At 72.6% G+C, this 24,108-nt stretch carries 20 protein-coding genes; 14 read left to right on the top strand and 6 right to left on the bottom strand.

Annotation, left to right across the window (positions count from 1 at the left end; translation table 11 throughout):
- Positions 1–38 precede the first annotated feature (38 nt).
- The 3 genes from ABZ370_RS10480 to ABZ370_RS10470 all read right to left on the bottom strand — a co-directional run bounded on the left by ABZ370_RS10480 (position 39) and on the right by ABZ370_RS10470 (position 3,525).
- On the bottom strand, positions 39–896 hold the full coding sequence (locus ABZ370_RS10480; protein WP_358618875.1) for a hypothetical protein: 858 nt from the start codon (positions 894–896) through the stop codon (positions 39–41).
- 189 nt (positions 897–1,085) lie between these two features.
- Positions 1,086–2,198 carry a metallophosphoesterase gene (locus ABZ370_RS10475; protein ID WP_358618873.1) on the bottom strand — a complete coding sequence of 371 codons (1,113 nt, stop codon included), beginning with the start codon at positions 2,196–2,198 and terminating at the stop codon, positions 1,086–1,088.
- A 226-nt stretch (positions 2,199–2,424) separates the two neighbouring features.
- Positions 2,425–3,525 (bottom strand): LacI family DNA-binding transcriptional regulator, encoded by a 1,101-nt coding sequence (locus tag ABZ370_RS10470; RefSeq protein ID WP_358618872.1) that lies wholly within the window; start codon positions 3,523–3,525, stop codon positions 2,425–2,427.
- Positions 3,526–3,927: 402 nt separating this feature from the next.
- Here ABZ370_RS10470 and hisC point away from each other — a divergent pair, with 402 nt between their 5' ends.
- From hisC to ABZ370_RS10440, 6 genes are all read left to right on the top strand, one after another.
- Positions 3,928–5,007, top strand: coding sequence for a histidinol-phosphate transaminase (gene hisC, locus ABZ370_RS10465; RefSeq protein WP_358618871.1), 1,080 nt, complete (start codon positions 3,928–3,930; stop codon positions 5,005–5,007).
- Between the two features lie 188 nt (positions 5,008–5,195).
- Positions 5,196–6,803, top strand: coding sequence for a cytochrome ubiquinol oxidase subunit I (locus tag ABZ370_RS10460; RefSeq protein ID WP_358618870.1), 1,608 nt, complete (start codon positions 5,196–5,198; stop codon positions 6,801–6,803).
- 25 nt (positions 6,804–6,828) lie between these two features.
- Positions 6,829–7,830, top strand: coding sequence for a cytochrome d ubiquinol oxidase subunit II (cydB, locus tag ABZ370_RS10455; protein ID WP_358618868.1), 1,002 nt, complete (start codon positions 6,829–6,831; stop codon positions 7,828–7,830).
- A 31-nt stretch (positions 7,831–7,861) separates the two neighbouring features.
- Positions 7,862–11,776 (top strand): thiol reductant ABC exporter subunit CydD, encoded by a 3,915-nt coding sequence (gene cydD / locus ABZ370_RS10450; protein WP_358618867.1) that lies wholly within the window; start codon positions 7,862–7,864, stop codon positions 11,774–11,776.
- Between the two features lie 71 nt (positions 11,777–11,847).
- Positions 11,848–13,536, top strand: a complete 1,689-nt coding sequence (locus ABZ370_RS10445) for a GAF domain-containing protein (RefSeq protein ID WP_358618865.1) — start codon at positions 11,848–11,850, stop codon at positions 13,534–13,536.
- Between the two features lie 168 nt (positions 13,537–13,704).
- Entirely contained in the window at positions 13,705–14,544 is an 840-nt protein-coding gene (locus ABZ370_RS10440) for a hypothetical protein (protein ID WP_358618863.1), read from the top strand.
- 68 nt (positions 14,545–14,612) lie between these two features.
- On the opposite strand, the gene ABZ370_RS10435 is transcribed toward ABZ370_RS10440, so the two are convergent.
- Positions 14,613–15,494, bottom strand: coding sequence for a Cof-type HAD-IIB family hydrolase (locus tag ABZ370_RS10435; RefSeq protein WP_358618861.1), 882 nt, complete (start codon positions 15,492–15,494; stop codon positions 14,613–14,615).
- Between the two features lie 101 nt (positions 15,495–15,595).
- On the opposite strand from ABZ370_RS10435, the gene ABZ370_RS10430 reads away from it, so the two are divergent.
- From ABZ370_RS10430 to ABZ370_RS10395, 8 genes are all read left to right on the top strand, one after another.
- A complete protein-coding gene (locus ABZ370_RS10430) occupies positions 15,596–16,507 on the top strand; it encodes an LLM class flavin-dependent oxidoreductase (protein WP_358618860.1) in 912 nt (303 codons plus the stop codon).
- A 144-nt stretch (positions 16,508–16,651) separates the two neighbouring features.
- Positions 16,652–17,560 carry a zinc metalloprotease HtpX gene (gene htpX, locus ABZ370_RS10425; protein ID WP_358618858.1) on the top strand — a complete coding sequence of 303 codons (909 nt, stop codon included), beginning with the start codon at positions 16,652–16,654 and terminating at the stop codon, positions 17,558–17,560.
- Positions 17,561–17,566: 6 nt separating this feature from the next.
- Positions 17,567–18,154, top strand: a complete 588-nt coding sequence (locus ABZ370_RS10420; RefSeq protein WP_358618856.1) for a hypothetical protein — start codon at positions 17,567–17,569, stop codon at positions 18,152–18,154.
- Positions 18,155–18,224: 70 nt separating this feature from the next.
- A complete protein-coding gene (locus ABZ370_RS10415) occupies positions 18,225–18,623 on the top strand; it encodes a hypothetical protein (RefSeq protein WP_358618854.1) in 399 nt (132 codons plus the stop codon).
- A 111-nt stretch (positions 18,624–18,734) separates the two neighbouring features.
- The gene (locus tag ABZ370_RS10410; protein WP_358618852.1) at positions 18,735–19,811 is read left to right on the top strand and encodes an ABC transporter ATP-binding protein; all 1,077 of its coding nucleotides are present in this window, start codon (positions 18,735–18,737) and stop codon (positions 19,809–19,811) included.
- Entirely contained in the window at positions 19,801–20,700 is a 900-nt protein-coding gene (locus tag ABZ370_RS10405) for an ABC transporter permease subunit (RefSeq protein ID WP_358618850.1), read from the top strand. Before ABZ370_RS10410 ends, ABZ370_RS10405 begins: the two co-directional genes overlap by 11 nt.
- Positions 20,697–21,623 carry an ABC transporter ATP-binding protein gene (locus tag ABZ370_RS10400; RefSeq protein WP_358618849.1) on the top strand — a complete coding sequence of 309 codons (927 nt, stop codon included), beginning with the start codon at positions 20,697–20,699 and terminating at the stop codon, positions 21,621–21,623. The genes ABZ370_RS10405 and ABZ370_RS10400 overlap by 4 nt, the downstream gene beginning before the upstream one ends.
- A gap of 14 nt (positions 21,624–21,637) precedes the next feature.
- Positions 21,638–22,363: an ABC transporter permease subunit gene (locus ABZ370_RS10395; RefSeq protein WP_358618847.1), complete on the top strand. Its 726-nt coding sequence runs from the start codon at positions 21,638–21,640 to the stop codon at positions 22,361–22,363.
- 18 nt (positions 22,364–22,381) lie between these two features.
- Here the strand turns inward: ABZ370_RS10395 and ABZ370_RS10390 are convergent, their stop codons facing one another.
- On the bottom strand, positions 22,382–22,606 hold the full coding sequence (locus ABZ370_RS10390) for a hypothetical protein (RefSeq protein WP_358618846.1): 225 nt from the start codon (positions 22,604–22,606) through the stop codon (positions 22,382–22,384).
- Between the two features lie 157 nt (positions 22,607–22,763).
- Positions 22,764–24,086: an MFS transporter gene (locus ABZ370_RS10385; protein ID WP_358618845.1), complete on the bottom strand. Its 1,323-nt coding sequence runs from the start codon at positions 24,084–24,086 to the stop codon at positions 22,764–22,766.
- Positions 24,087–24,108: the final 22 nt, after the last annotated feature.

Raw genomic sequence — 24,108 nt, 5'->3', positions numbered from 1 at the left:
GGAGCCCGGCGGCGCGATCATCGTCGGGCCACCACCGGCTAGTCCGGCTGGTTTTCCGGGCCGCCGTATTCGGGGCTGGTGTAGTCCGGGCTGGTGTAGCGGGGGCGGGCTCTGGGGGCCTCGTCGTCGGTGCTGAAGCCCGGGCGGCTGTAGCCGAGGTGGGGGGTGCGGCCCGCCGCTTCGGAGCGGCCGGGGACGTAGGCCGTCGGGGCCCATGGGGCGGGGGCCGAGGGGTTGGCCAGGGCCTCGTGGAGGAAGGGCAGCACGCCCCGCTCCAGCAGGGCCAGGCGCCAGGCCTCTCTGGCCCGGTCCACCTCTTCCAGCTGCTCGGCCAGGGCCTCGCCGCGGATCGCGCTGGAGCCGTTGCGCAGCGCGGTGATGAGGAGGCCGACGCCGGCGAGGAGGATGCCCGCGGCGGTGAGCGCGGCGAAGAACCAGCCCGCGGTGATCATCGGCTGGGCGATGGACGGCGAGGGGTCCAGGACGTGCAGTACATAGCCGACGAGCAGGAAGATGATCGCGGCGGTCCCGGCCAGGACCGGGGCCAGGACGGCGAGCATGGGGACCAGCCCGGCTCCTGAGGCGTCCAGGAGGGTGCCCCCGAACCCGGCGGAGTGCGCGTGCTCGTCGTCGTCCCGCGGGTCCCCGGTCATGGGGAGGGGCGGGGCGGGCTCCCGCAGTCTGGTGCGGGCGACGACGTAATCCTGGTATTCGGCGGCCGCGCACGCGGTGATGGCGGCCGAGGCGCTGAGCGCCATGGTGCGCAGCTGCTCGGCGGTGAGCCGCTGTCCTATGCCCTTCAGATCCGGTTGGCGGTCCGCGGTACGCAGCACCTCGTCGAGAACTCGCTCGAACTCCGGGCGGTCCTCGGCGAACAGGTGCGGAGCGCTTTTCATGGTGCATCCCCCGATACTCCGTAGGGCCTTCGTGTCCGGCTTTCACCGGCAGTCGGGCGGAAACGGAGGAGAGCCTGCGACGGATAAACCGATGGTAGAGCCGATCCGGCGCGAGGTGACAGCAAGTTTCGTGATTTGCTCAGCCCCGGTGGTGCCGTCCGGCTCTTCCCGTGTGCGTCCGCCTCACCCTCAGCTGTCGAGCGGCAGTTGTACGACCAGCAGTTTTCCGGCCATGGTGACGCCGCCGTCCATCGCGACCGCGAGATTGTCCGCGTAGAGGTGCGGGCCGTCGACCGCGGGCGGGCCATCGTCCTCGCCGTCCTCCGAGCCGACTTCGCCCAGCAGATACGGGATCGGGCTGTGCCCGTGGACGATGCGCTCCCCGCCGTAGGCGCCGAGCAATTCGCGCACGGCCATCGGTCCGGCGTCTTCGTCGCGGAAGGCGAAGCGCTTGGTGAATTTGCGGAACAGGTCCCAGCACTCGTCGGCGTCACTGCGCTGCAGCGTCTCGGTGACGGTGTCGTTGACCGCCTCGATCGAGTCGCCGTAGTCCAGATAGGCGGTGGTGTCGGAGTGCACGAGCAGATGCCCGTCCGCCTTGGCCATCGCGTCCAGCCGGGACATCCACTGGAGGTGATGGTCCTCCAGCCGCTCCATGTCGGTGCGCTGGCCGCCGTTGAGCAGCCAGGCGGCCTGGAAGGAGGCGGTACCGGCCCCGGAATGGACGGGGGTGTCGCCGAACCGCTTGGCGCCGATGAGGAGCAGTTCGTGATTGCCCATCAGCGCCTTGCAGTAGCCGCCCGCGGCCGCGGCCTCGGCGGAGAGCTGCATCACCAGGTCGATGACGCCGATGCCGTCCGGGCCGCGGTCGGTGAAGTCGCCGAGGAACCACAGCCGCGCTTTCCCGGCGGCCCAGCTGCCCTTGTCGTCGATCAGACCCTGGGCGGCGAGCGCCTCGCGCAGCTCGTCGTAATAGCCGTGGACGTCGCCCACGACGAACAGCGGGCCCGGGCCCTCGCCGTCGTCCTCCGGGTCGGCCTCGGGGTCGGTCACCGAGGCGAGCGCGATCGTCGGCCGGTCCTGCGGAGGCACCAGCCGGGTGTCCGCGATGGTGTGCCCCGGGCCGATGACCGGCAACTTCTCGGTCGGTGTGTACCCGTCGGGCATCGGGGCGGGCGCGGGTTCCGGAGGCACCGGACCGGGCGGCGTGGACGCCCCGTACGCGGGCACGGGCGGAGGTGCCGCCATGGTCCCTGCCGTGGCTTCCAGACCGGCCCCCTGAGTCATCGACCCCTCCACCATCGCGCCGCCGTGCCACCTTGTGGACCTTGCCTGGTCGACGGCGGTCCACGGTGTCGTCCGCCCATCATAGGAATGACCGTGAGGGCTTGTGACGCACCAGGGTGCCGTCAATCGGTACTCGGTCCCGCTTGGACGGTCTTTTATCCCGGATTGGCCCGGTAGGGGAAGCCCATGGGCGTCGGGTTCTCCTCCGGTCATTTTTGAGTCGCTCTCAGATCATCCTCGATCATCCTCCGGCGCGGCTGCGCGGCGGGCTGACCGTCGTACGCGGCGGACGCCTCTGGGACGAGGTCCGCACGATCAGTTCGGTGGGTATCACCTGCTCGACTGGGCGGTCGCTGTCGAGCCCCTCGATGGCGTCGATGAGCAGTTGCACGACGGCGGTGCCGATCCGGCGCGGTTTGAGCGAAAGCGTCGTGATGGGCGGTTCGGTGGTGCGGTAGACCGTGGATTCACTGCAGCAGACCAGCAGCAGATCCTCCGGGACGCGCAGCCCGTAGCGGCGCGCGGCGGCGAGCAGATCCGTGCCGTTGGGGTCGAAGAGCCCGTAGACCGCGTCGGGGCGGTCCGGCCGGGCGAGCAGCCGGTCGGCGGCGACGGCCCCGGCACAGGGGTCGTGGGCCGGGTACGCCTCGTAGACGGGGTCCTGGCCCACCCGCTCGCACCAGTGCAGATACGCCTCGGTCGACAGCCGGGTGTAGGTGTCGGTGGTGGTACCGGTGAGCAGTCCGATGCGGCGGGCGCCGGCCTCGGCGAGGTGGTCCAGGAGGCCGAGCACGGCCGCCTCGTGGTCGTTGTCGACCCAGGCGGTCACCGGGAGCGTCCCGGCCGGGCGGCCGTCGCTGACCACGGGGAGGCCCTGGCGGAGCAGTTCGGCGACCACCGGATCGTGGTCGGACGGGTCGACCACGATGGTGCCGTCGAGCGCGACGTTGGACCACACGTCGTGGCGGGAGGTGGCCGGGAGGATGACCAGGGCGTAGCCGCGGGCCAGCGCGGCGGAGGTCGCGGCCCGTGCCATCTCGGCGAAGTAGGCGAACTCGGTGAAGGTGAAAGGTTCATCCCCGTACGTGGTCACGGTCAGGCCGAGGAGGCCGGACTTGCCGGTACGGAGGGTACGAGCCGCGGCGGACGGGCGATAGCCCAGCCGCTCGGCGACCTCGCGGACGTGGCGGCGGGTGGCATCCGGGAGCCGTCCCTTGCCGTTGAGCGCGTCGGAGACGGTCGTGATCGAGACCCCGGCGGCGGCGGCTACATCCCGGATGCCCGCCCTGCCTAACCGGCGGCCGGCCGACCGGCTCACCTGGTGCTTCCCTGCTGCTGTCATGGCCAGCCGATAGTAGGGCCCGAGTGCCCGGTCTGCGCGATTCCGCCATCGGTATTCGGAAGGCACGTTTCTGCATGAGTGCTCCGCCCAATTCCCTTGGAAGTGAAGCCAGTTGGGGTGTCGGGGAGGGGTCTGGTCGCCTCTGGCATATCCACGCCTGGCGATTGCTCGATGTCTCGAAGAGGTCTCAACTCACCTGCACGAGGGATGCGCGCCACGGCGCTCGCCACCGGCGCGCGCGAAAGCGCGGAGCGCTCCCCCCGGCGGATACGCGGGCGCCCCCGCCCGGTACGCGGGCGCCCCGGCGGGTACGCGGGGCGGGTAATCCTCATAAGGTGTGCGGTATTGCCGTGTGCGAAGCCTGCGCACGGAGCCGAAGGGACGGGTCGAGGAGGACTGCCGGTGAGTGAGAAGAACCCCAAGCTGCGCGCCGCGCTGGACGGGATTCCGACGTACAAGCCCGGTAAGCCGGCCGCCGGGGACGGACCGCGGTCCTTCAAGCTGTCCTCCAACGAGAATCCGTATCCGCCGCTGGCCGGGGTGCTGGAGACGGTCGCGAACGCGGCCGCGTCCTTCAACCGCTACCCCGACCTCGCCTGCACCGCGCTGATCGCCGAGCTGGCGAGCCGCTTCGACGTACCGCTGGAGCACCTGGCCACCGGGACCGGCTCGATCGGCCTGGCCCAGCAGATCGTCCAGTCGACGGCCGGGCCGGGCGACGAGGTGATCTACGCCTGGCGGTCCTTCGAGGGATATCCGATCATCACTCAGATCGCGGGCGCGACCTCGGTGCGGGTCCCGCTGACCGACGCGGAGGTCCACGACCTGGACGCGATGGCGGATGCGATCACCGACCGCACCCGGCTGATTTTCGTCTGTAACCCCAACAATCCGACCAGCACCGTGGTGCGCCGGGCGGAGCTGGAGCGGTTCCTGGACCGGGTGCCGTCCGATGTGCTGGTGGTGCTGGACGAGGCGTACATCGAGTTCATCCGGGACGACCGGGTCCCCAACGGCATCGACCTCTACCGGGACCGGCCGAACGTCTGCGTCCTGCGCACCTTCTCCAAGGCGTACGGCCTGGCCGGGCTGCGGGTCGGCTTCGCGATCGCCCATGAGCCGGTCGCCGCGGCGCTGCGCAAGACCGCGGTCCCCTTCGGCGTGAGCCAGCTCGCCCAGGACGCCGCGGTCGCCTCGCTGCACAGCGAGGACGCGCTGCGCGAGCGGGTGGAGGCGCTGGTCGCCGAGCGGGCGCGGGTGGCCGGGGCGCTGACCGGACAGGGCTGGACGGTGCCGGACTCGCACGCCAACTTCGTCTGGCTGCGGCTGGGGGAGCGTACGGCCGACTTCGCGGCGGCGTGCGAGGCGGCGGGCGTGGTCGTGCGGCCGTTCCCGGGTGAGGGGACGCGCGTGACGATCGGCGAGCGGGAGGCGAACGACCTCTTCCTGCGGGCCGCCGAGGAGTTCCGCAAGGAGCTGTGAGCGCGGTGCCTTCCTGAACGGCGAAGGATACCCAGGCGTGACCCATTCGCCCCCTCCCACCCCCAGGTGGGAGGGGGCGAAGGCATGTGCGTATTATTGCTTGTGAATGTGAATACGTTCACAAGCTCGCTTCGGGGAGCAGCACGGCACGACCGTGCGGCACGGCAAGACCGTAAGGAGAGATTCACGTGGAGCTGGCTCTGGCGCCGGAGACCCTGGCGCGATGGCAGTTCGGGATCACGACCGTCTACCACTTCCTCTTCGTTCCGCTGACGATCTCTCTCGCGGCGATCACCGCCGGGCTGGAAACCGCCTGGGTGCGCACGGGCAAGGAGAAGTACTTCCACGCCACCAAGTTCTGGGGCAAGCTCTTCCTGATCAACATCGCGATGGGTGTCGTCACCGGCATCGTCCAGGAGTTCCAGTTCGGCATGAACTGGTCCGACTACTCGCGCTTCGTCGGTGACGTCTTCGGCGCCCCGCTCGCGATGGAGGCGCTGCTCGCCTTCTTCTTCGAGTCCACCTTCATCGGCCTGTGGATCTTCGGCTGGGACAAGCTGCCGAAGAAGATCCACTGCGCCTGCATCTGGATCGTCTCGCTCGGCACCGTCCTGTCGTCGTACTTCATCCTCGCCGCCAACTCCTGGATGCAGCACCCGACCGGCTACGCCATCGACAAGGCCACCGGCAAGGCCCGGCTGACCGACATCTGGGCGGTGCTGACCCAGGACACCACCCTGGTCGTGGTCTTCCACACGCTCACCGCCGCCTTCCTCACCGGTGGCGCGTTCGTGGTCGGCATCGCCTCTCTGCACCTGTGGCGGGCCAAGCGCGCGCAGCTGCGCGGCGAGGAGCCGGGCGAGAAGGAGAAGAAGCAGATCGGGGCGATGCGGGCCAGCCTGCGGGTCGGTCTGATCGTGGCCGTCGTCGCCGGACTGGGTACGGCGATCAGCGGCGACTCGCTCGGCAAGGTGATGTTCGAGCAGCAGCCGATGAAGATGGCCTCGGCGGAGGCGCTGTGGGACACCAAGGCGCCCGCGCCCTTCTCCGTCTTCGCGGTGGGCGACGTCAGCGAGGGGCACAACAGCGTCGAGCTGGAGGTTCCCGCGGCGCTGTCCTTCCTCGCGCACAGCAACTTCACCGACGCCGTCCCCGGCATCAACGACGTCGCGCAGAAGGAGGCCGCCGCCTACGGTGGCCAGCCCGAGGACTACATCCCCAGCATCTTCATGACCTTCTGGGGCTTCCGGCTGATGATCGGCTTCGGCATGACCTCGTTCGCCGCCGGTGTCATCGGGCTGTGGACGACCCGGAAGAAGCGCTGGCTCGACCCCGCCTTCCGCACCGCCGACGACGAGATCCCGCGGCTCATGCTCACCAAGAGGCGCGAGATGAGCCCGCTGCTGACCAAGTGGTCCTGGCGGATCGGCATCCTCACCATGGGCTTCCCGCTGATCGCCAACTCCTTCGGCTGGATCTTCACCGAGATGGGGCGCCAGCCCTGGGCGGTGTACGGGCTGATGAAGACCTCCGACGCGGTCTCCCCCGGCGTCAGCCAGACCGAGGTCCTCATCTCCCTCGGCGTCTTCACCCTGCTGTACGGCGTGCTCGCCGTCATCGAGGTGCGGCTGCTGGCCAAGTACGCCAAGGCCGGGCCGGACACCGACGAGAAGCCGCCCGCCGAGGACCCGAAGCTGCGGCTGCCCTCGGGCGGCCCGGGCGGTCCCGGCGGTGGTCCGGGCGGCGGGTCCGCCGCGGAGGACGACGCCGACAAGCCGCTGACCTTCGCGTACTGACGCGTCACGACGGCCGGAGAGACTCATGCACCTTCACGACTTCTGGTTCCTGCTGATCGCCTTCCTGTGGACCGGCTACTTCTTCCTCGAAGGCTTCGACTTCGGTATCGGAGTGCTGACCAAGCTGCTCGCCCGGGACCGCACCGAGCGCCGTGTGCTGATCAACACCATCGGGCCGGTCTGGGACGGCAACGAGGTCTGGCTGATCACCGCCGCGGGCGCCACCTTCGCCGCCTTCCCGGACTGGTACGCGACCCTCTTCAGCGGCTTCTACCTGCCGCTGCTGGCCATCCTGGTCTGTCTGATCCTGCGCGGTGTCGCCTTCGAGTACCGGCATAAGCGCGGCGAGGACCGCTGGCAGCGCAACTGGGAGCACACGATCTTCTGGTGCTCGCTGCTCCCCGCGTTCCTGTGGGGCGCGATCTTCGCCAACCTGGTGCACGGGGTGCCGATCGGCCCGGACAAGAATTACGCGGGCGGCCTGGGTGACCTGATCACCCCGTACGCCCTGCTCGGCGGCGTCGTCACGCTCGTGCTGTTCACCTTCCACGGCGCGGTCTTCGCCGCGCTCAAGACGGCCGGGGACATCCGGGCGCGGTCGCGCCGGTACGCGGCCTGGCTCGGCCCCGTCGCGGCCGTGGCCGCGATCGCGTTCCTCGGCTGGACCCAGGCCGACAGCGGCAACGGGCGCAGCCTGGTGGCGGCGGTCCTCGTGGTGGCGGCTCTGGCCGCGGCCCTGGTGATGAACGCGCGGGGGCGTGAGGGCTGGGCGTTCGGTCTGTCCGGGGTGGCCATCGCGGCGGCGGTCGCGATGCTCTTCCTGGCGCTCTTCCCGGACGTCATGCCGTCCTCGCTGGACCCGAAGTGGAGCCTGACGGCGGCGAACGCGGCCGCCAGCGCCTATCCGCTGAAGATCATGACGTGGGTCGCGGTCATCATGATGCCGCTGATCATGGCCTACCAGGCGTGGACATACTGGGTCTTCCGCAAGCGCATCGGCACCCAGCACATCCCCGCCGCCCACTGATACGGCTACTGCCTCAGGTGGTGTGTTTCACGTGAAACCAATCGACCCCCGGCTGCTCCGGTACGCGCGGGCGACCCGGTTCTTCCTGGCCGCCTCCGTGGCGCTGGGGCTCGCCGGAGCCGGGCTCGTCATCGCGCAGGCGATGCTGATCGCCGAGATCGTGGTGGGCGCGTTCCAGCGGGGCGAGGCGACCGGCGCCCTGACCGCGCCGCTGATCTGGCTGGCGCTGGTCGCCGGGGGCCGGGCCGCCGTCTCCTGGCTGACCGAGCTGGCCGCGCACCGGGCGAGCGCCGCGGTCAAGTCGGAGCTGCGGCTGAGGCTGCTGGAGCGGGCGGTGCGGCTGGGGCCCGGCTGGCTGGACTCCCAGCGCACCGGGGAGCTCACCACCCTCGCCACCCGGGGCGTCGACGCGCTGGACGACTACTTCGCCCGCTATCTGCCCCAGCTGGGGCTGGCCGTGGTGGTCCCGGCGGCGGTGCTCGCCCGTATCGTCACCGCCGACTGGGTCTCGGCGGTGGTCATCGTCGCCACCCTGCCGCTGATCCCGCTCTTCATGGTGCTCATCGGCTGGGCCACTCAGTCCCAAATGGACCGTCAGTGGCGGCTGCTGTCCCGGCTGTCCGGCCACTTCCTCGACGTCGTCGCCGGATTGCCGACCCTCAAGGTCTTCGGCCGCGCCAAGGCCCAGGCCACCGCGATCCGGTCCATCACCGCCGACTACCGGCGGGCCACGCTGAAGACGCTGCGGCTGGCCTTCCTGTCCTCCTTCGCCCTGGAGCTGCTGTCCACGCTGTCCGTCGCGCTGGTCGCGGTCGGCATCGGCATGCGGCTCGTCCACGGCGAACTGGACCTGTACACCGGGCTGATGGTGCTCGTCCTCGCGCCCGAGGCGTATCTGCCGCTGCGGCAGGTGGGCGCGCAGTACCACGCGGCGGCGGAAGGGCTCGCGGCGGCGGACGAGGCGTTCGCCGTGCTGGAGCGGGAACCGGCCGCCGCCGGTATGGCGTCCGCCGGTATGGCGCTCGCGCCCGATGCCCGGAACGCCGGGCTCACGATCGACGGGCTGGTCGTCCGTCACCCCGGGCGCGCGGCCCCCTCCCTGGCCCCGGCCTCGTTCGAGGTCCGCCCCGGCGAGACCGTGGCGATCACCGGGCCCAGCGGCGCGGGCAAGACGACCCTGCTCAACGCCGTGCTGGGCTTCGCGGAACCGTCCGAGGGCCGGGTGCTGGTGGGCGGCCGCGACCTGGCGTCGCTCGACCCCGAGAGCTGGCGCCGCCAGATCGCCTGGGTGCCGCAGCGCCCGTACCTCTTCGCCGACACCATCGCCGAGAACGTACGGCTGGCGCGCCCCGACGCCGACGACGCCGCGGTGCACGACGCCCTGCGGCAGGCCGACGCCCTCGGCTTCGTCTCCGCCCTGCCGGAGGGTGCCGGGACCCGGCTCGGGGAGATGGGCGCGGGCCTGTCCGCCGGCCAGCGCCAGCGCATCGCCCTGGCCCGCGCCTTCCTGGCCGACCGCCCGGTGCTGCTGCTCGACGAGCCCACCGCGAACCTGGACGGCGCGACGGAGGCGGCGGTCGTCGACGCGGTACGGCGGCTCGCCGAGGGCCGCACGGTCCTCCTGGTCATCCACCGCCCGGCGCTGCTTCCCCTGGCCGACCGGACCGTCGAACTGCCGGGCCCCGCGGCCGCTCCCGCTGCGCGCGTGGCGGCGGACGGTGCGGCGGCGGACGCCGGGGCGTCGGCTGACCCGGGCGCGGGCCCGGTACGGGGCACTCCGCCCGCCGAGTCGGCGGTGTCGTGCGCGGAAGCCACGAGCACCGGGCTCGCGGGGGCGGATGCGGGCGCGTCCGCCGTGTCGTACCAGCCGGAGGCGGGCCGCCCGGGCGCCAGGGGCGAACGGACCGACGCGGGCCGGGCCGGGTCCGGTGACGCGGCGGGTGGCGAGAGCGAGGCTGCCGGGGGCGGCGGGCTCGGGCGAACCGGGGGCGGTGTCGGTGGCGCCGCAGCCGCCGCTCGGACGACCGCGCCTGCGCGCGCCGAGGCGCGCGTCGTGACGCACGATGCGGCGGTGGACGCCTGGGCATCGGCTGACCCGGCGGCGGACGGTGACCGCGACGGCGTTACGGGCGCCGGGCCCGTGGCGCGAACCGGGGGATCGGGCGTGCCCGGTGTGCTGCGGCGGGTTCGGGCGGGTGCGCGGGGGGCGTGGGGGCGGTTTTCGCTGGCGCTGGGGCTCGGGAGTCTCGCGCTCATGAGCGCCGTCGGGCTGATGGCCGTGTCCGGGTGGCTGATCTCGCGGGCGTCGCAGGAGCCGCCGGTGCTGTACCTGATGGTGGCGGTCACCGCGACCCGGGCGTTCGGGATCGGCCGGGCCGTCTTCCGCTACGCGGAGCGGCTGGTCAGCCACGACGCGGTGCTCCGGGTGCTGGCCGAGCTGCGGGTCGCCGTCTACCGGCGGCTGGAGCGGCTGGCGCCCGCGGGGCTCAAGGAGACCCGGCGGGGGGATCTGCTCTCCCGGCTGGTGGCGGACGTGGACGCCGTCCAGGACTACTTTCTGCGCTGGCTGCTACCGGTCGGCGCGGCGCTGGTGGTGAGCGCCGCCTCGGTCGGGTTCACCGCGTGGGTGCTGCCCGAGGCGGGGGCCGTGCTCGCGGTGGGGCTGCTGGTGGCCGGGGCCGGGGTGCCCGCCGTGTCGGGGGCGCTCGCCCGGCGTGCGGAGCGCCGGTTGTCGCCCGCGCGCGGCGCGCTGTCGGCGCAGGTGGTGGATCTGCTGGCCGGAACCGCCGAGCTGACGGTGGCGGGCGCGCTGCCGCGTCGGCTGGACGCGGTGCGCCGGGCCGACGGGGTGCTCACCCGGATCGCCCGGCGGGGCGCCGCCGCCACCGGCGCGGGCGCCGGGCTGTCCGCCCTGGTGTGCGGGCTGACCGTGGCCGTCGCGGCGTGGGCCGGGGTCGGGGCGGTGGCCGAGGGGCGTATTCACGGGGTGTGGCTGGCCGTCGTCGTGCTGACGCCACTGGCCGCCTTCGAGGCGGTCGCCGGGCTGCCGCTCGCGGTGCAGCACCGGCAGCGGGTGCGGCGGGCCGCCGAGCGGCTGTACGAGGTGATCGACGCGCCGCTTCCGGTCCGGGACGGCGGCGCCGAGGAGCCGCCCTCGTCGGCCTTTCCGCTGGTGGTGCGCGGGCTGTCGGCGCGCCACGCGGGGCAGCGCACCCGTGCGCTGGACGGGTTCGACCTGGAGCTGCGTCCGGGCCGCCGGGTCGCGGTCGTCGGCCCGTCCGGGTCCGGCAAGACCACGCTGGCCCAGGTGCTGCTGCGTTTCCTGGACGCCGAGGACGGTACGTACACCCTGGCGGGCCGGGACGCGGCGGCCGTGGACGGGGACGCGGTGCGGCGGCTGGTCGGGCTGTGCGCCCAGGACGCGCACATCTTCGACAGCTCGCTGCGGGAGAACCTGCGGCTCGCACGCCCCGGCGCGGGCGACGACGAGCTGCGCGCGGCGCTGGCCGCCGCCCGGCTGCTGGCGTGGGTGGACGGGCTGCCGGACGGTCTCGACACCCACGTCGGCGAGCTGGGCGCCCGGCTCTCCGGCGGCCAGCGGCAGCGGCTCGCGCTGGCCCGCGCGCTGCTGGCGGACTTCCCGGTGCTGGTGCTGGACGAGCCAGCCGAGCACCTGGACCTGCCGACGGCCGACGCCCTGACCGCCGATCTGCTGACGGCGACCCGGGGCCGCACCACCGTGCTGATCACCCACCGCCTCGCGGGCCTGGAGGCGGTCGACGAAGTGATCGTGCTCGACGGCGGCCGGGCCGTGCAGCGCGGCACGTACGGCGAACTGGCCGCTGGGGACGGGCCGTTCCGCCGGATGCTGGAGCGGGAGGCGGCGGAGGCCGGTCCGCGGAGTGTCGAGGAGGGGGTCCCGGCGCGCTCCGGAGTCCCCGGCTGACCGTCCCCCGGGACCTCCCGGCGGTAAAACCTCCGCTTTCCCGGGCAAAAGCCATTCATTACGCTCGGACCATGGCCGCCTCGGCACCCTCACCGGACCCCCTGGACGTCGCCGCGGAGGCGACCCGCGGGCTCCAGGGGCTGTCCACCGAGCTGACCGCGCGCGTACCGCGGCTGCTGGAGGCGATGCGCTCCATCGGCACCGGCCTGGAGCTGCGCGTGGTCCTCGACCGCATCGCCGAGACCGCGGCCGAGCTGGCGGGCGCCCGGTGCGCGGCGATCGGCGTGATCGACGCGGCGGGCCAGGGGCTCGCCGACGTCGTCACGTACGGGGCGACCGAGGCGGACCGGGCGCGGTGCGGCGAGCTGCTCGCCGGGCGTCGGTCCGCCGGGGAGGGGCTGCTGCCGGCCGAACCGCTGCCGCGGTCCTTCCTGGGGGTGCCGATCCGGGTCGGGGAGGAGGTCTTCGGCCATCTGTGCCTCGCCGAGAAGCGGGACGGCGGGGAGTTCAGCGTGCCCGATCTGCACTTGGTCAAGGTGCTGGCGACGGAGGCCGGGATCGCCATCGGCAACGCCCGCTTCCACGAGGCGACCCGGCAGCGCGAGCGGTGGATCGACGGTTCGGTGGCCGTCACCCACTCCCTGCTGTCCGGCGACGCCGAGGACGCCCTGGTGGTCGTCGCGGAGAAGGCCCGTCATCTGGCCGGTTCGGCGGCGGGCATCGTGCTGGTGCCGGAGGAGGGCGGCGGGCTGGAGATCGTGGCGGTGGACGCCGCGAACCGTCCGGAGGGGGCCGCGCTGCTCGGCGCGGTCGTCCCGGCCCGCTCCCCCGCCGTGCCGCGGCTGCTGGCCGGGGAGCCCCTCTTCGGCGACGACCCGGCCGCCGAACCCCGGCTGGCCGCCGGTGTCCTGGGCCGTTACGGGCCGAACATGATGCTTCCGCTGAGCAGCGGCGACCGGGTGCTGGGCGTGCTGGCCACCCCGCGCGGCCCCGGTGCCCGGCCGTTCACCGCCACCGAGCGCAGGCTCGCCACCCAGTTCGCGGCGCAGGCGGCGGTCGCGCTGGTGCTCGCCGAGGCGCAGCGTGACCGGGAGCGGCTGGCGGTGCTGGAGGAGCGGGACCGGATCGCCCGCGATCTGCACGATCTGGTCATCCAGCGGCTGTTCGCGACGGGGTTGCTGCTGGAGAGCGTGCGGCGGCACACGGAGGCGCCGGAGGTGGGGGACCAGGTCGAGCGGGCCGCCGGCGAACTGGGCGCCACCATCCGGGAGATACGGACGGCGATCTTCGCGCTGCAGCGGGGCCCGGAGGGGGCGCCGTCCGGGCTGCGCACCAGGGTGCTGCGGGAGGTCGGGGCGGCCGCGGTGCCGCTCGGTTTCCAGCCGTCGCTCAGCTTCGTCGGCCCGGTCGACACGCGGGTCGGCGAACCGGCCGGAAGCAGCCTCGTCGCGGCGCTGCGCGAGGCGTTGTCGAACGCCTTCCGGCACGCCAGGGCGGCGCGCATCGAGGTGGTCGTGGACGTGACGGCGCGGCTCGCCGACGGGCGGCCCGCGCTGCGGCTGACGGTCGCGGACGACGGGGTGGGCGTCGCGGCGGGCGGGCGGCGCAGCGGGCTGGCGAACCTGGCCCGGCGGGCCGAGGCACTGGGCGGGTCGAGCACCTACGGGCCGGGGCTCGGACTGCGGAACACAGCGGACGACGGGCTGGGCGGCGGGCCGGGCGGGGGCGGCACGACGGTGCTCTGGCAGGTGCCGTTGTAGCGGCGTGCGTAGCCCGGGCGGCCCAACTCCTCACCTACGCGGTCCAACTATCAGCCCGTCAGAATGCGCGGCGCCGAACCCGCGGGTGGGATGAGCCTCGCGGGCCGCCCGGCCCTTTGTATCCCTTCACACTCCGCGACAGCTTCTTGCGGGGAAGGAAGTCATGACGTGAACAGCCAGAGCCCTACTCCTCAGCGATCCCGGACGCGCCGCCGGGTCTTCTTCGCCTCCGTCGCGGCAGCGGCGGCCATTTCCAGCCAGCTGCTGACCATGGCGCCTGTCCAGGCGGATGACCTGACGCTGACCGGGGGCGGTGGCCACCCCAAGCCTCCGAAGCCGCCGACCATCATCCACGGGGTGCAGGAGTTCACCGCAGACGGCACCTTCACGCCGCCCCCGGGAGTCACCTCGGTGCACATCCAGGCATGGGGCGCGGGCGGCGGTGGCGGCGGCGGTGGCGGCGGGAGCAGCGCCGCCGCGGGCGGCCCCGGCGGTGGCGGTGGGGCCGGCGGCTTCACCTGGTGCGTCATTCCGGTCACGCCGTTCGCCACCTACACGGTGGACCTGGGCACCGGCGGCACCGCCGGCCCCGGTGGTCCCGGTGGCACCACGAACGGCACCGCGGGTACGGCCGGTGGTAACGGCGGCTCGACGAGCCTGGCCTCCATCCTCGGTCCCCAGCTCATCGCCGGCGGCGGTCTCGGTGGAGCCGGCGGCGGTGGAGCGACCGGTGCGACCCAGGGCACGTCGGGCGCCGGAGGCACCGGAGGCACCGGTGCTTGCAACAGCATCTACGTGGTCAACCGGACCGGCGAGAACGGTGAGAACGGCGTCGACGGCGGTGAGGGCGGCGACGCGGTCGACGGCATCGTGGAGCTTCCCCCGACCAACACCAGCCAGGGCGGCAACGGCGGCGCCGGCGGCGGCGCCGGCGGCGGCACCGCCCCGGGTGCCACGGGCACCAACGGCACCGCGGGCGGCAACGGGTACGCCGTCGTCTTCTGGTAAACCGACCCCGGTCGGACACGACCGCCCCCGGCACACTGTGCCGGGGGCGGTTCCGTGTCGTCGTCCGGCTATCCGGCGAGAATCCGCTCGATGACGGCGGCGACGCCGTCCTCGGTGTTGGCGCCGGCGCGGTGCGTCGTCGCGGCGAGCACATCCGGGTGGGCGTTGGCCATCGCGTACGAGGTGCCCGCCCAGGTCAGCATCTCCAGGTCGTTGGGCATGTCGCCGAACGCCACGACCTCGTCCGCTGCGATGCCGCGCTCGGCGCAGCACCGGGCCAGGGTGGACGCCTTGCTGACCCCGAGCCCGCTGACCTCCAGCAGGGCGGACGGGCTGGAGCGGGTGAAGTCGCCGTGGTCGCCCGCGACGGTGCGCGCGAGCCGGAGGAAGGCGTCCGGCGCCAGCTCCTTGTGGTGGGCGAGCAGCTTGAGGACCGGGGTGTCGGCGTGCGGGAAACCGCCGTCGAGCAGCTTCTCGGCGGGGGCGATGACCGCACCCGGGTCGAGGTGGAACGGCGGGTACTCCGGTTCGTAGAAGATGCCGCCGCTGCGCTCGACCGCGAACGACGTACCGGGGGCGGCCTGCCGCAGCGCCTCCACGACGGACAGCGCCCGGTCGGCGGCCAGCGGGCGGACGTCGACCAGCAGGCCGCCCTGGTGCAGGTCGACCACGGCGGCGCCGTTCGCGCAGATCGCCAGGCCGTGACCGTGCACATGGGCGCTGACGACGTCCATCCAGCGGGCCGGGCGGCCGGTGACGAAGAACACCTCGATGCCCGCCCGCTCGGCCGCGGCGAGGGCCGCGACGGTGCGGTCCGAGACCGTCTTGTCGTCCCGCAGCAGGGTGCCGTCGAGGTCGGTGGCGATCAGCCGGGGCCGGGGTGTGGCGGCGGCGGAACGGTCAGGGGCCGGGTTCTCGGGCTGCTCGATCGCTGGGGTCACGGCAACCATCCTCCCGCATGGGCCGCTCATCGGTGCGGGAAGGGCGCTCGACTGCGTTCCGTACGGGCCTCGCGACGCCGCTGTCGGTGGCACCGCTTAGGCTCGACGCCATGCGAGTGAGCACCGTGATCCTGCCCGTCCACCGCTGGGCCGACGGCGGCAGGGAGCTATGGCAGCGCGCCGAGGAGCTGGGTTTCCACGCGGCGTACACCTATGACCACCTGTCCTGGCGCAGCTTCCGCGACGGGCCCTGGTTCGGGGCGGTGCCGACGCTGACGGCGGCCGCCGCGGCGACGTCCCGGCTGCGGCTGGGCACGCTGGTCACCTCCCCCAACTTCCGGCACCCGGTGACGCTCGCCAAGGAGCTGATCTCGCTGGACGACATCTCCGGCGGGCGCGTCACGCTCGGCATCGGCGCGGGCGGCTCCGGCTTCGACGCGACGGCGCTGCTGCGCGGCGCGGAGGAGCCGTGGACGCCGCGGGAGCGGGCGGACCGGTTCGGCGAGTTCACCGAGCTGCTCGACCGGCTGCTGACGCACGACGTGGTGACGTACGAGGGCGAGCACTACAGCGCGCGCGAGGTGCGCAACATCCCCGGCTGCGCGCAGCGCCCCCGGCTGCCGTTCGCGGTCGCGGCCACCGGCCCGCGCGGCATGCGGCTCGCGGCGCGGTACGGGCAGGCGTGGGTGACCACGGGCGATCCGAAGCTCTTCGCGACGGGCACGCCCGCCGATTCGCTGGCCGCCATCGGCCGCCAGGTCGAGCGGCTCGGCAAGGCGTGCGCCGACGCCGGGCGGGAGGCGGACGCGCCGGACAAGATCCTGCTCACCGGCTTCACCCCGGACGGGACCCGTCCGCTCAGCTCGGTGGAGGCGTTCGTCGACTTCGCGGGCGAGCACGCGCGGCTGGGCATCGACGAGATCGTGCTGCACTGGCCGATCGCCGACTCGGTCTTCGCGGCCGACCCGGGTGTCTTCGAGGAGATCGCCACGGAGGGTGCGGAGCGGGTCGCCGATCTCTGAGCCCACCCTCCGAGCGCAGCCCTGACCCCGTCTTCCGGTATGTGCCGATGTATCCCGTGGGCGCCGCGGATGCCCCGAAGGCCGGAATGAGGAGCAGAATCGGGTAGAGAGGCTCCCGCTGCCGCAGTGACTGTGGAGGCACCCATGCCGCGTACCCGCTATGCCCCCGACCGAGGGCTGACCACCCGCATGGTCGTGACCATGTTCTTCATCGGCCTGCTCTACGTGGTCTTCGTCGGTGTGCTGATCGCGCTGCTGCGCGGTGCCTGGCCGCTGATCCTGCTCATCGCGGGCGGGCTGTTCATCGCGCAGTTCTGGTTCAGCGACAAGATCGCGGCGTTCAGCATGGGCGCCCGGGAGGTCACCCCGCAGCAGGCGCCCGAGCTGCACGGGGCGGTGGACCGGCTGTGCGCGCTGGCCGATATGCCGAAGCCGCGGGTGGCGATCGCCGACACCGATGTGCCGAACGCGTTCGCGACCGGCCGCAGCCAGAAGAACGCGCTGGTGTGCGCGACGACGGGGCTGCTGCGGCGGCTGGAGCCGGACGAGCTGGAGGGCGTCCTCGCCCATGAGCTGTCCCATGTCGCGCACCGCGACGTGGCGGTCATGACCATCGCCTCGTTCCTCGGCGTCCTGGCGGGCATCATGACCCGGGCCGCCCTGTGGGGCGGGCTGTCCCGCAGCAGCCGCAACAACAACGTCGGCATCGCGGTCCTGCTGATCCCACTGATCAGCGCCGTGGTGTACGCGATCAGCTTTCTGCTGACCCGGCTGCTGTCCCGCTACCGCGAGCTGTCCGCCGACCGGGCCGGTGCCCTGCTGACCGGCCGTCCCTCGGCGCTCGCCGCCGCCCTCACCAAGGTGACGGGCCAGATGGCCCGCATTCCGACCCGCGATCTGCGCAAGGTCGAGCCGTTCAACGCCTTCTTCTTCGCCCCGGCGCTCTCCGGACAGAGCCTCGGCACGCTGCTGTCCTCGCATCCGACACTGGAGCGGCGGCTCGACCAGCTCGGGCGCATCTCCGCCCAGCTGGGCCAGGCGGGGAGGGGCTGAGGGCCGATGGGATTCCTCGACGTCATCCTGGGCCGCAGCAAGCCCGTACGGCCCGACCTCGACCAGCTCTTCGGGCTGCCGTCCGCCGCCGTCACCCTGGAGGCGGGCGCGGGGTTCACCCCGACGGGGCTCGGGTCGGTCTGCTTCGCCAGCGTCGAGGGCGGCGCCTTCGGCCGCCTCCAGCAGGACGTCACGGAACTGCTGGACGCGGACACCGACCGGGGCGGGGTGCCCGTGGAGTTCAGCCGGGACGGATACGGCTACACCTGGCTGCTGGCCCAGCAGCCGCCGGACGACGTGGCGGGCCTGGTGAACGACCTGCACGCGGTCAACACGCTGCTCCAGGACGGGGGGTTCGGCCCGCAGCTGCTGTGCTCGCTGCTCGGATTCCAGGAGGCGGCGGGGCGTTCGCTCGCGCTCGTCTACCTCTACAAGCGCGGGACGTTCTATCCCTTCGCACCGCTGCCGGGCGCCACCGAGAAGCGGGACAACGCGCTGGAACTCCAGGTGCGGGCGCTGCTCGGGGACGATCTGCGGATCGAGCAGGACCTGAGCCGCTGGTTCCCGGTCTGGGGCGCGCCCGGGCTCCACTGACGCCCGGGGCCCACGGCAGGGGTTTTTCCGTGCCGGTCAGGGGCACGCCCTGATCCTGGAGGCCAGCACGGTGCTGTTCTTCGCGGTGCTGACCGCGTACGCCTTCGTCCGCCCCGACAGCGGCCTCAAGGAGTACGGCGGCGCTCTGTCGATGGGCTGGCTGGCCGTCACCGCCTGGGCGACGCTCGCGGCCGGGCACCCGTTCACCACCGGTATCGCCCGGCGGCAGGCGCCGCGCGAGGTGTGGCACACCACGGTGTTCCGGAAGATCAACGTGGTGATCACCTCGGTCTGGGCGGTCGCCTTCACCCTGACCGCCGCGGCGCTGGCCGCCTCGGTGGCGGCCGGTCTGGACACCTGGGTGCCGCTGGCGGTGCAGGCCGCCGGGTTCGTGCTGCCCGTCCTGTTCACCGCCCGCTACCCCGAGCGCGCCCGGGCCCGTCTCGCCCCGGACGCCGCGCGGGCGTGACGGCCCCGGACGCCGCGCGGGCGTGACGGCCCGGGACGCACCCCCTCCCCCCCTACGGGCGTGTCAGACCCGAGGAGTAGGGAGATCCAGCCGTCTGGGGTGACGTGGACTATGGCTCACACCACTACCGTCGAACACGTGACTGTGATCGCCACCGAAAGCCTGAGCAAGCGGTTCCCCAGGGTTACCGCGCTCGACCGGCTGTCCGTCGACATCACACCGGGCGTCACAGGCCTGGTGGGTGCGAACGGCGCCGGCAAGTCGACTCTGATCAAGATCCTGCTCGGGCTGTCCCCCGCCAGCGAGGGCCGTGCCGCCGTCCTCGGCCTCGACGTGGCCACCGACGGCAGCGCCATCCGCGAGAGCGTGGGCTACATGCCGGAGCACGACTGCCTGCCGCCCGATGTGTCGGCGACGGAGTTCGTCGTCCACATGGCGCGCATGTCCGGTCTGCCGCCGTCGGCCGCCCGCGAGCGCACCGCCGACACCCTGCGCCATGTCGGGCTGTACGAGGAGCGATATCGCCCCATCGGCGGCTATTCGACCGGTATGAAGCAGCGCGTCAAGCTCGCCCAGGCGCTGGTGCACGACCCGAAGCTGGTCCTGCTGGACGAGCCGACGAACGGCCTCGACCCGGTCGGCCGCGACGACATGCTGGGTCTGATCCGCCGCATCCACACCGACTTCGGCATCTCGGTCCTGGTCACCTCGCATCTGCTCGGTGAACTGGAGCGCACCTGCGACCACGTGGTCGTCATCGACGGCGGCAAGCTGCTGCGCTCCAGCTCCACCAGCGACTTCACCCAGATGACGGCCTCCCTCGCGGTCGAGGTCACCGACACCGACACCCACCCGGACGGCACCGCCGCGCTGCGCGCCGCCCTCGACCGGGCCGGGCTCACCGCCTCGCCCGCGCGCCGCGGTCTGGACGGCGCGCCCGCCTCCGAGCATCTGCTGCTCGTGGACGTCGCGGGCGAGGAGACGTACGACACGGTCCGGGACGCCATCGCCGGTCTCGGCCTCGGCCTGGTCCGCATGGAACAGCGCCGCCACCGCATCGCGGAGATCTTCAGCTCCGACAGTGAAAGCGGCAGCGAAAGCCGCAGCGACAGCGAAAGCGGCAGCGACAGCGAAAGCGGCAGCGACAGTGAAGGCAAGGGAAACGGAGGTGCCGTCGATGCCGTCTGAGACCGTGCCCCAGCAGCGTGCCGACGTCATTCACAACATCGGCTACCGCCACTACGACGGCCCCCGGCTGGGCCGTGCGTACGCCCGCCGCTCGCTCTTCGTCCAGACCCTGCGCGGCGCCTACGGCCTCGGCCGCTCCGCGAAGTCCAAGGTCGCGCCGATGCTGCTGTTCGCCGTCATGTGCGCGCCGGCCGCGATCATCGTCTCGGTCGCCATCGCCACCGACCTCAAGGACCTCCCGGTCAAGTACACCCGTTACGCGGTCATGCTCCAGGCGGTCATCGGCCTGTACATCGCCGCCCAGGCGCCGCAGGCCGTCTCCCGCGATCTGCGCTTCAAGACGATCCCGCTGTACTTCTCGCGCCCCATCGAAACGGTGGACTACGTGGTGGCCAAGTTCGGCGCCATGGCCTCCGCGCTCTTCCTGCTCACCGCCTCGCCCCTGGTGATCCTCTACGCCGGGGCCCTGCTCGCCAAGCTCGACTTCGCCGACCAGACGAAGGGCTTCGCGCAAGGACTGGTCTCCGTGGGTCTGCTCTCGCTCCTCTTCGCCGGCATCAGCCTGGTCATCGCCGCGGCCACGCCGCGGCGCGGCTTCGGTGTCGCCGCCGTCATCGCCGTCCTGACCATCTCCTACGGCGCGGTGTCCACCGTCCAGGCCATCGCGTTCGCCCAGGACTCCACCGGCGCGGTGCGCTGGCTCGGGCTGTTCTCGCCGATCACGATCATCGACGGGGTGCAGACGGCGTTCCTCGGCTCCAGTTCCTCGTTCCCCGGCGGCTTCGGCCCGGGGGCCGGGCCCGGCGCCGTCTACGTCCTCGTCCTCCTCGGCCTGATCGCCGGCTCGTTCGGGCTGCTGCTGCGCCGCTACCGAAAGGTCGGGCTGTGACCACGATCGCCATCGACAACGTCTCGCGCTGGTTCGGGAACGTCGTGGCCGTCAACGACGTGACCATGACCATCGGCCCCGGGGTCACCGGCCTTCTCGGCCCCAACGGCGCGGGAAAGTCCACCCTCATCAACATGATGGGCGGCTTCCTGGCCCCCTCCACCGGGAGCGTCACTCTCGACGGCGCCACGATCTGGCGCAACGAGCAGGCCTACCGCCACATCGGCATCGTTCCCGAGCGCGAGGGGATGTACGACTTCCTCACCGGCCGCGAGTTCGTCATCGCCAACGCCGAACTGCACGGGCTGCCCGACCCCCGTGCCGCCGCCCGCAAGGCGCTCGACACCGTCGAGATGGACTACGCCGGGGCGCGCAAGATCTCCACGTACAGCAAGGGCATGCGCCAGCGCGTGAAGATGGCCTCCGCCCTGGTCCACGAGCCGTCGGTGCTGCTCCTCGACGAGCCGTTCAACGGTATGGACCCGCGCCAGCGGATGCAGCTGATGGAGCTGCTGCGGCGGATGGGCGCGGAGGGCCGTACGGTGCTGTTCTCCTCGCACATCCTGGAGGAGGTCGAGCAACTGGCCGCGCACATCGAGGTGATCGTCGCGGGACGGCACGCCGCCTCCGGCGACTTCCGCAAGATCCGCCGGTTGATGACGGACCGTCCGCACCGCTATCTCGTACGGTCCAGCGACGACCGCGCGCTCGCCGCCGCCCTCATCGCCGACCCGTCGACCACCGGCATCCAGGTGGACGCGAGCGGCGGCGCGGACGGCGGACTGCATATCCAGGCCGTCGACTTCACGCGCTTCACCGAACTGCTGCCCCGTGTCGCCCGTGAACAGGGCATCCGGCTCCTCACGGTCTCGCCCTCCGACGAGTCCCTGGAGAGCGTGTTCTCCTACCTCGTCGCGGCCTGAAAGGAGTCCCTGCGATGCCCGCGCTCTACCACCCCACCGTCGCCCGGCTCACCTACCGAGCCCTGCTCGGCCGCCGCCGCGCGTTGATCCTCTTCCTGCTGCCCGCGCTGCTGGTGGCCATCTCGCTCGCCGTACGGCTGCTGACCGGCGTCGACGATTCCACCGCCAACGCCATCCTGGGCGACTTCGCGATCGCCACCATGGTCCCGCTGATCGGCGTGATCGCCGGAACCGGGGCGATCGGCCCGGAGATCGACGACGGCTCGGTCATCTATCTGCTGGCCAAGCCGGTGAAGCGGCCTACGATCATCGTCACCAAGCTGATCGTCGCGATCGGCGTCACGGCCGCCTTCTCCGCCGTTCCCACACTGCTGGCGGGCTACATCCTCAGCGGCGGCGCGCACAATCTGGCGGTCGGCTACGCCGTGGCCGCCGCCGTGGCGTCCGTCGCGTACAGCGCCATCTTCCTGCTGCTGGGCACCATCACCCGGCACGCGGTGGTGTTCGGCCTGGTCTACGCCCTGGTCTGGGAGGCGTTCTTCGGCAGCCTGGTGGCCGGGGCCCGGGCCCTCAGCGTCCAGCAGTGGTCGCTGGCGATCGCCCAGAAGATCACGGACGAGGCGGTCACCTCGGACGTGGGCCTGACCACCTCCGTCATCCTGCTGATCGCCGTGACCGGCGCCGCCACCTGGTACGCCGGGCACAAGATGCGCTCCCTCACTCTCGCCGGGGAGGAGTGAGCGCCGGGGGTACGGCGATCACGGCCGCCAGCGATTGACGAAGCGGCCGGTCCCATCTGTGGCGGCGGTCGGCGTGACGACCGCCGCCACGGTGTGTCCGGGGGCGGCGTTGGCCTGGTCGAGGGCGGAGGCCACGGTCGCGGACGAGCCGAGCAGTACCGTCGCGACCGCACCGGCCACGATCCACGGCGCCCGCAGCACCCGCCGCCACGACCGCGCGGCTGTCACTTTCCCGCCGTTCATCTCGTCCTCCGATCCTCGTCGGTGTCTGATGACAGCGAGCGTGACGGCCGGAGTTGTCGGTTTCCCCTCCGCCGCCTGCGGACGAGCTGTGAACGAGGTGCTCGGGTCCCGCGTCGGGTCTCGCGTTGGTCGGGCCCCGCGTCAGTCGGGCCCCGCGTCAGGAAGCGATCTTGCGGTCGCGCCCGGCGCCCAGCCCCAGCAGCGCCAGCGCCGCGCACACCGCGAGCATCAGCGTGATCGGCAGCGTCCAGCCGCCGGTGGCCTGGTGCACCGCGCCGAGCGTCAGCGGGCCCACAGCGGCCAGCAGATAACCCCAGGTCTGCGCCATCCCCGAGAGCCGCGCCGAGGTGTGGGCATCCCCGGTCCGCAGCACCATCATGGTGAGCGCGAGCCCTACCGAGCCGCCCTGCCCCACACCGAGCAGCGCCGCCCAGACCCAGGCCCCGGGCACCGGGGCCACCAGCAGCCCGGCGATCCCGGCCGCCATCAGCCCGGCCACCGTGACCGCGAGCAGCCGCTGCGCGCGCATCCGCCCGGCCAGCAGCGGCACCACGAACGAACCGGACATCTGCACCAGCGTGCTGAAGGCGAAGACCAGACCGGCGGTGGCCTTGTCCATGCCGTGGTCGGTGAGGATCGTCGGCATCCAGGCGACGGTGACGTACGCGATCAGCGACTGCAGCCCCATGAACAGCGTCACCTGCCAGGCCAGCGGCGAACGGGACAGCGCCCGGCCGCCCCCGGTCGCGTTTCCGTTCCCTGTCCCGCTCCCGTTTCCGGTGCGGGCCGGGGTCGCCGCGGCCTGGCCGTGGTGGGTACCGCGCCGGGCGAGCACCGCCTGCGGTATCCACAGCAGCGCCGCGACCGCGGCCAGCAGCGACCAGGAGGCGAGCGAGCCGCGCCAGCCGCCGAGCGCGTTCTCCAGCGGGACGGCGGCCGCGGCGGAGGTGGTCGCTCCGGCGATCATCGCGGTCGTGTAGAGGGCGGTCATCGCCGCCGCCCGGTCCGGGAAGTCCCGCTTGATCAGGCCCGGCATCAGCACGTTGAGCAGCGCGATCCCGCTGCCGACCAGGGCGCTGCCGGCGAACAGAGCGACCAGCGGCGGAGCGACGCGCAGCAGTACCCCGCCGCCCAGCAGCACCAGCGCCGCCAGCAGCACGGTCTCGGTGCCCCAGCGCCGGGCCAGCCGTGGCGCGAGCGGCGAGGCCAGGCCCATGAAGACCAGCGGAATGGTGGTCACCAGGCTGCCCGTGGTCGCGCTCAGCCCGAAGTCGCCGCTGATCTCGCCGAGCAGCGGGGAGACCCCGGCGAGCGAGGCGCGCATGTTGAGGGACGCCAGCACGATGCCGACCAGGACGAGCGCCGGACGGGCGCGCAGCCCGCGCCGGGCGGCGGTCACCTCCGGGGTCGGCCGCAGATCCGTCTCGGCGTCGACGAGCAGCGGCTCGGCCTCGGGGCCGGGGGTGGGCGGACCGGACAAGGACAACTCCGTTCGGTGGTAC

It is taken from the genome of Streptomyces sp. NPDC005962 (genome assembly GCF_040629205.1).
In the GTDB taxonomy this organism is placed as follows: domain Bacteria; phylum Actinomycetota; class Actinomycetes; order Streptomycetales; family Streptomycetaceae; genus Streptomyces.
This window is presented reverse-complemented; position numbering and strand designations above follow the sequence as displayed.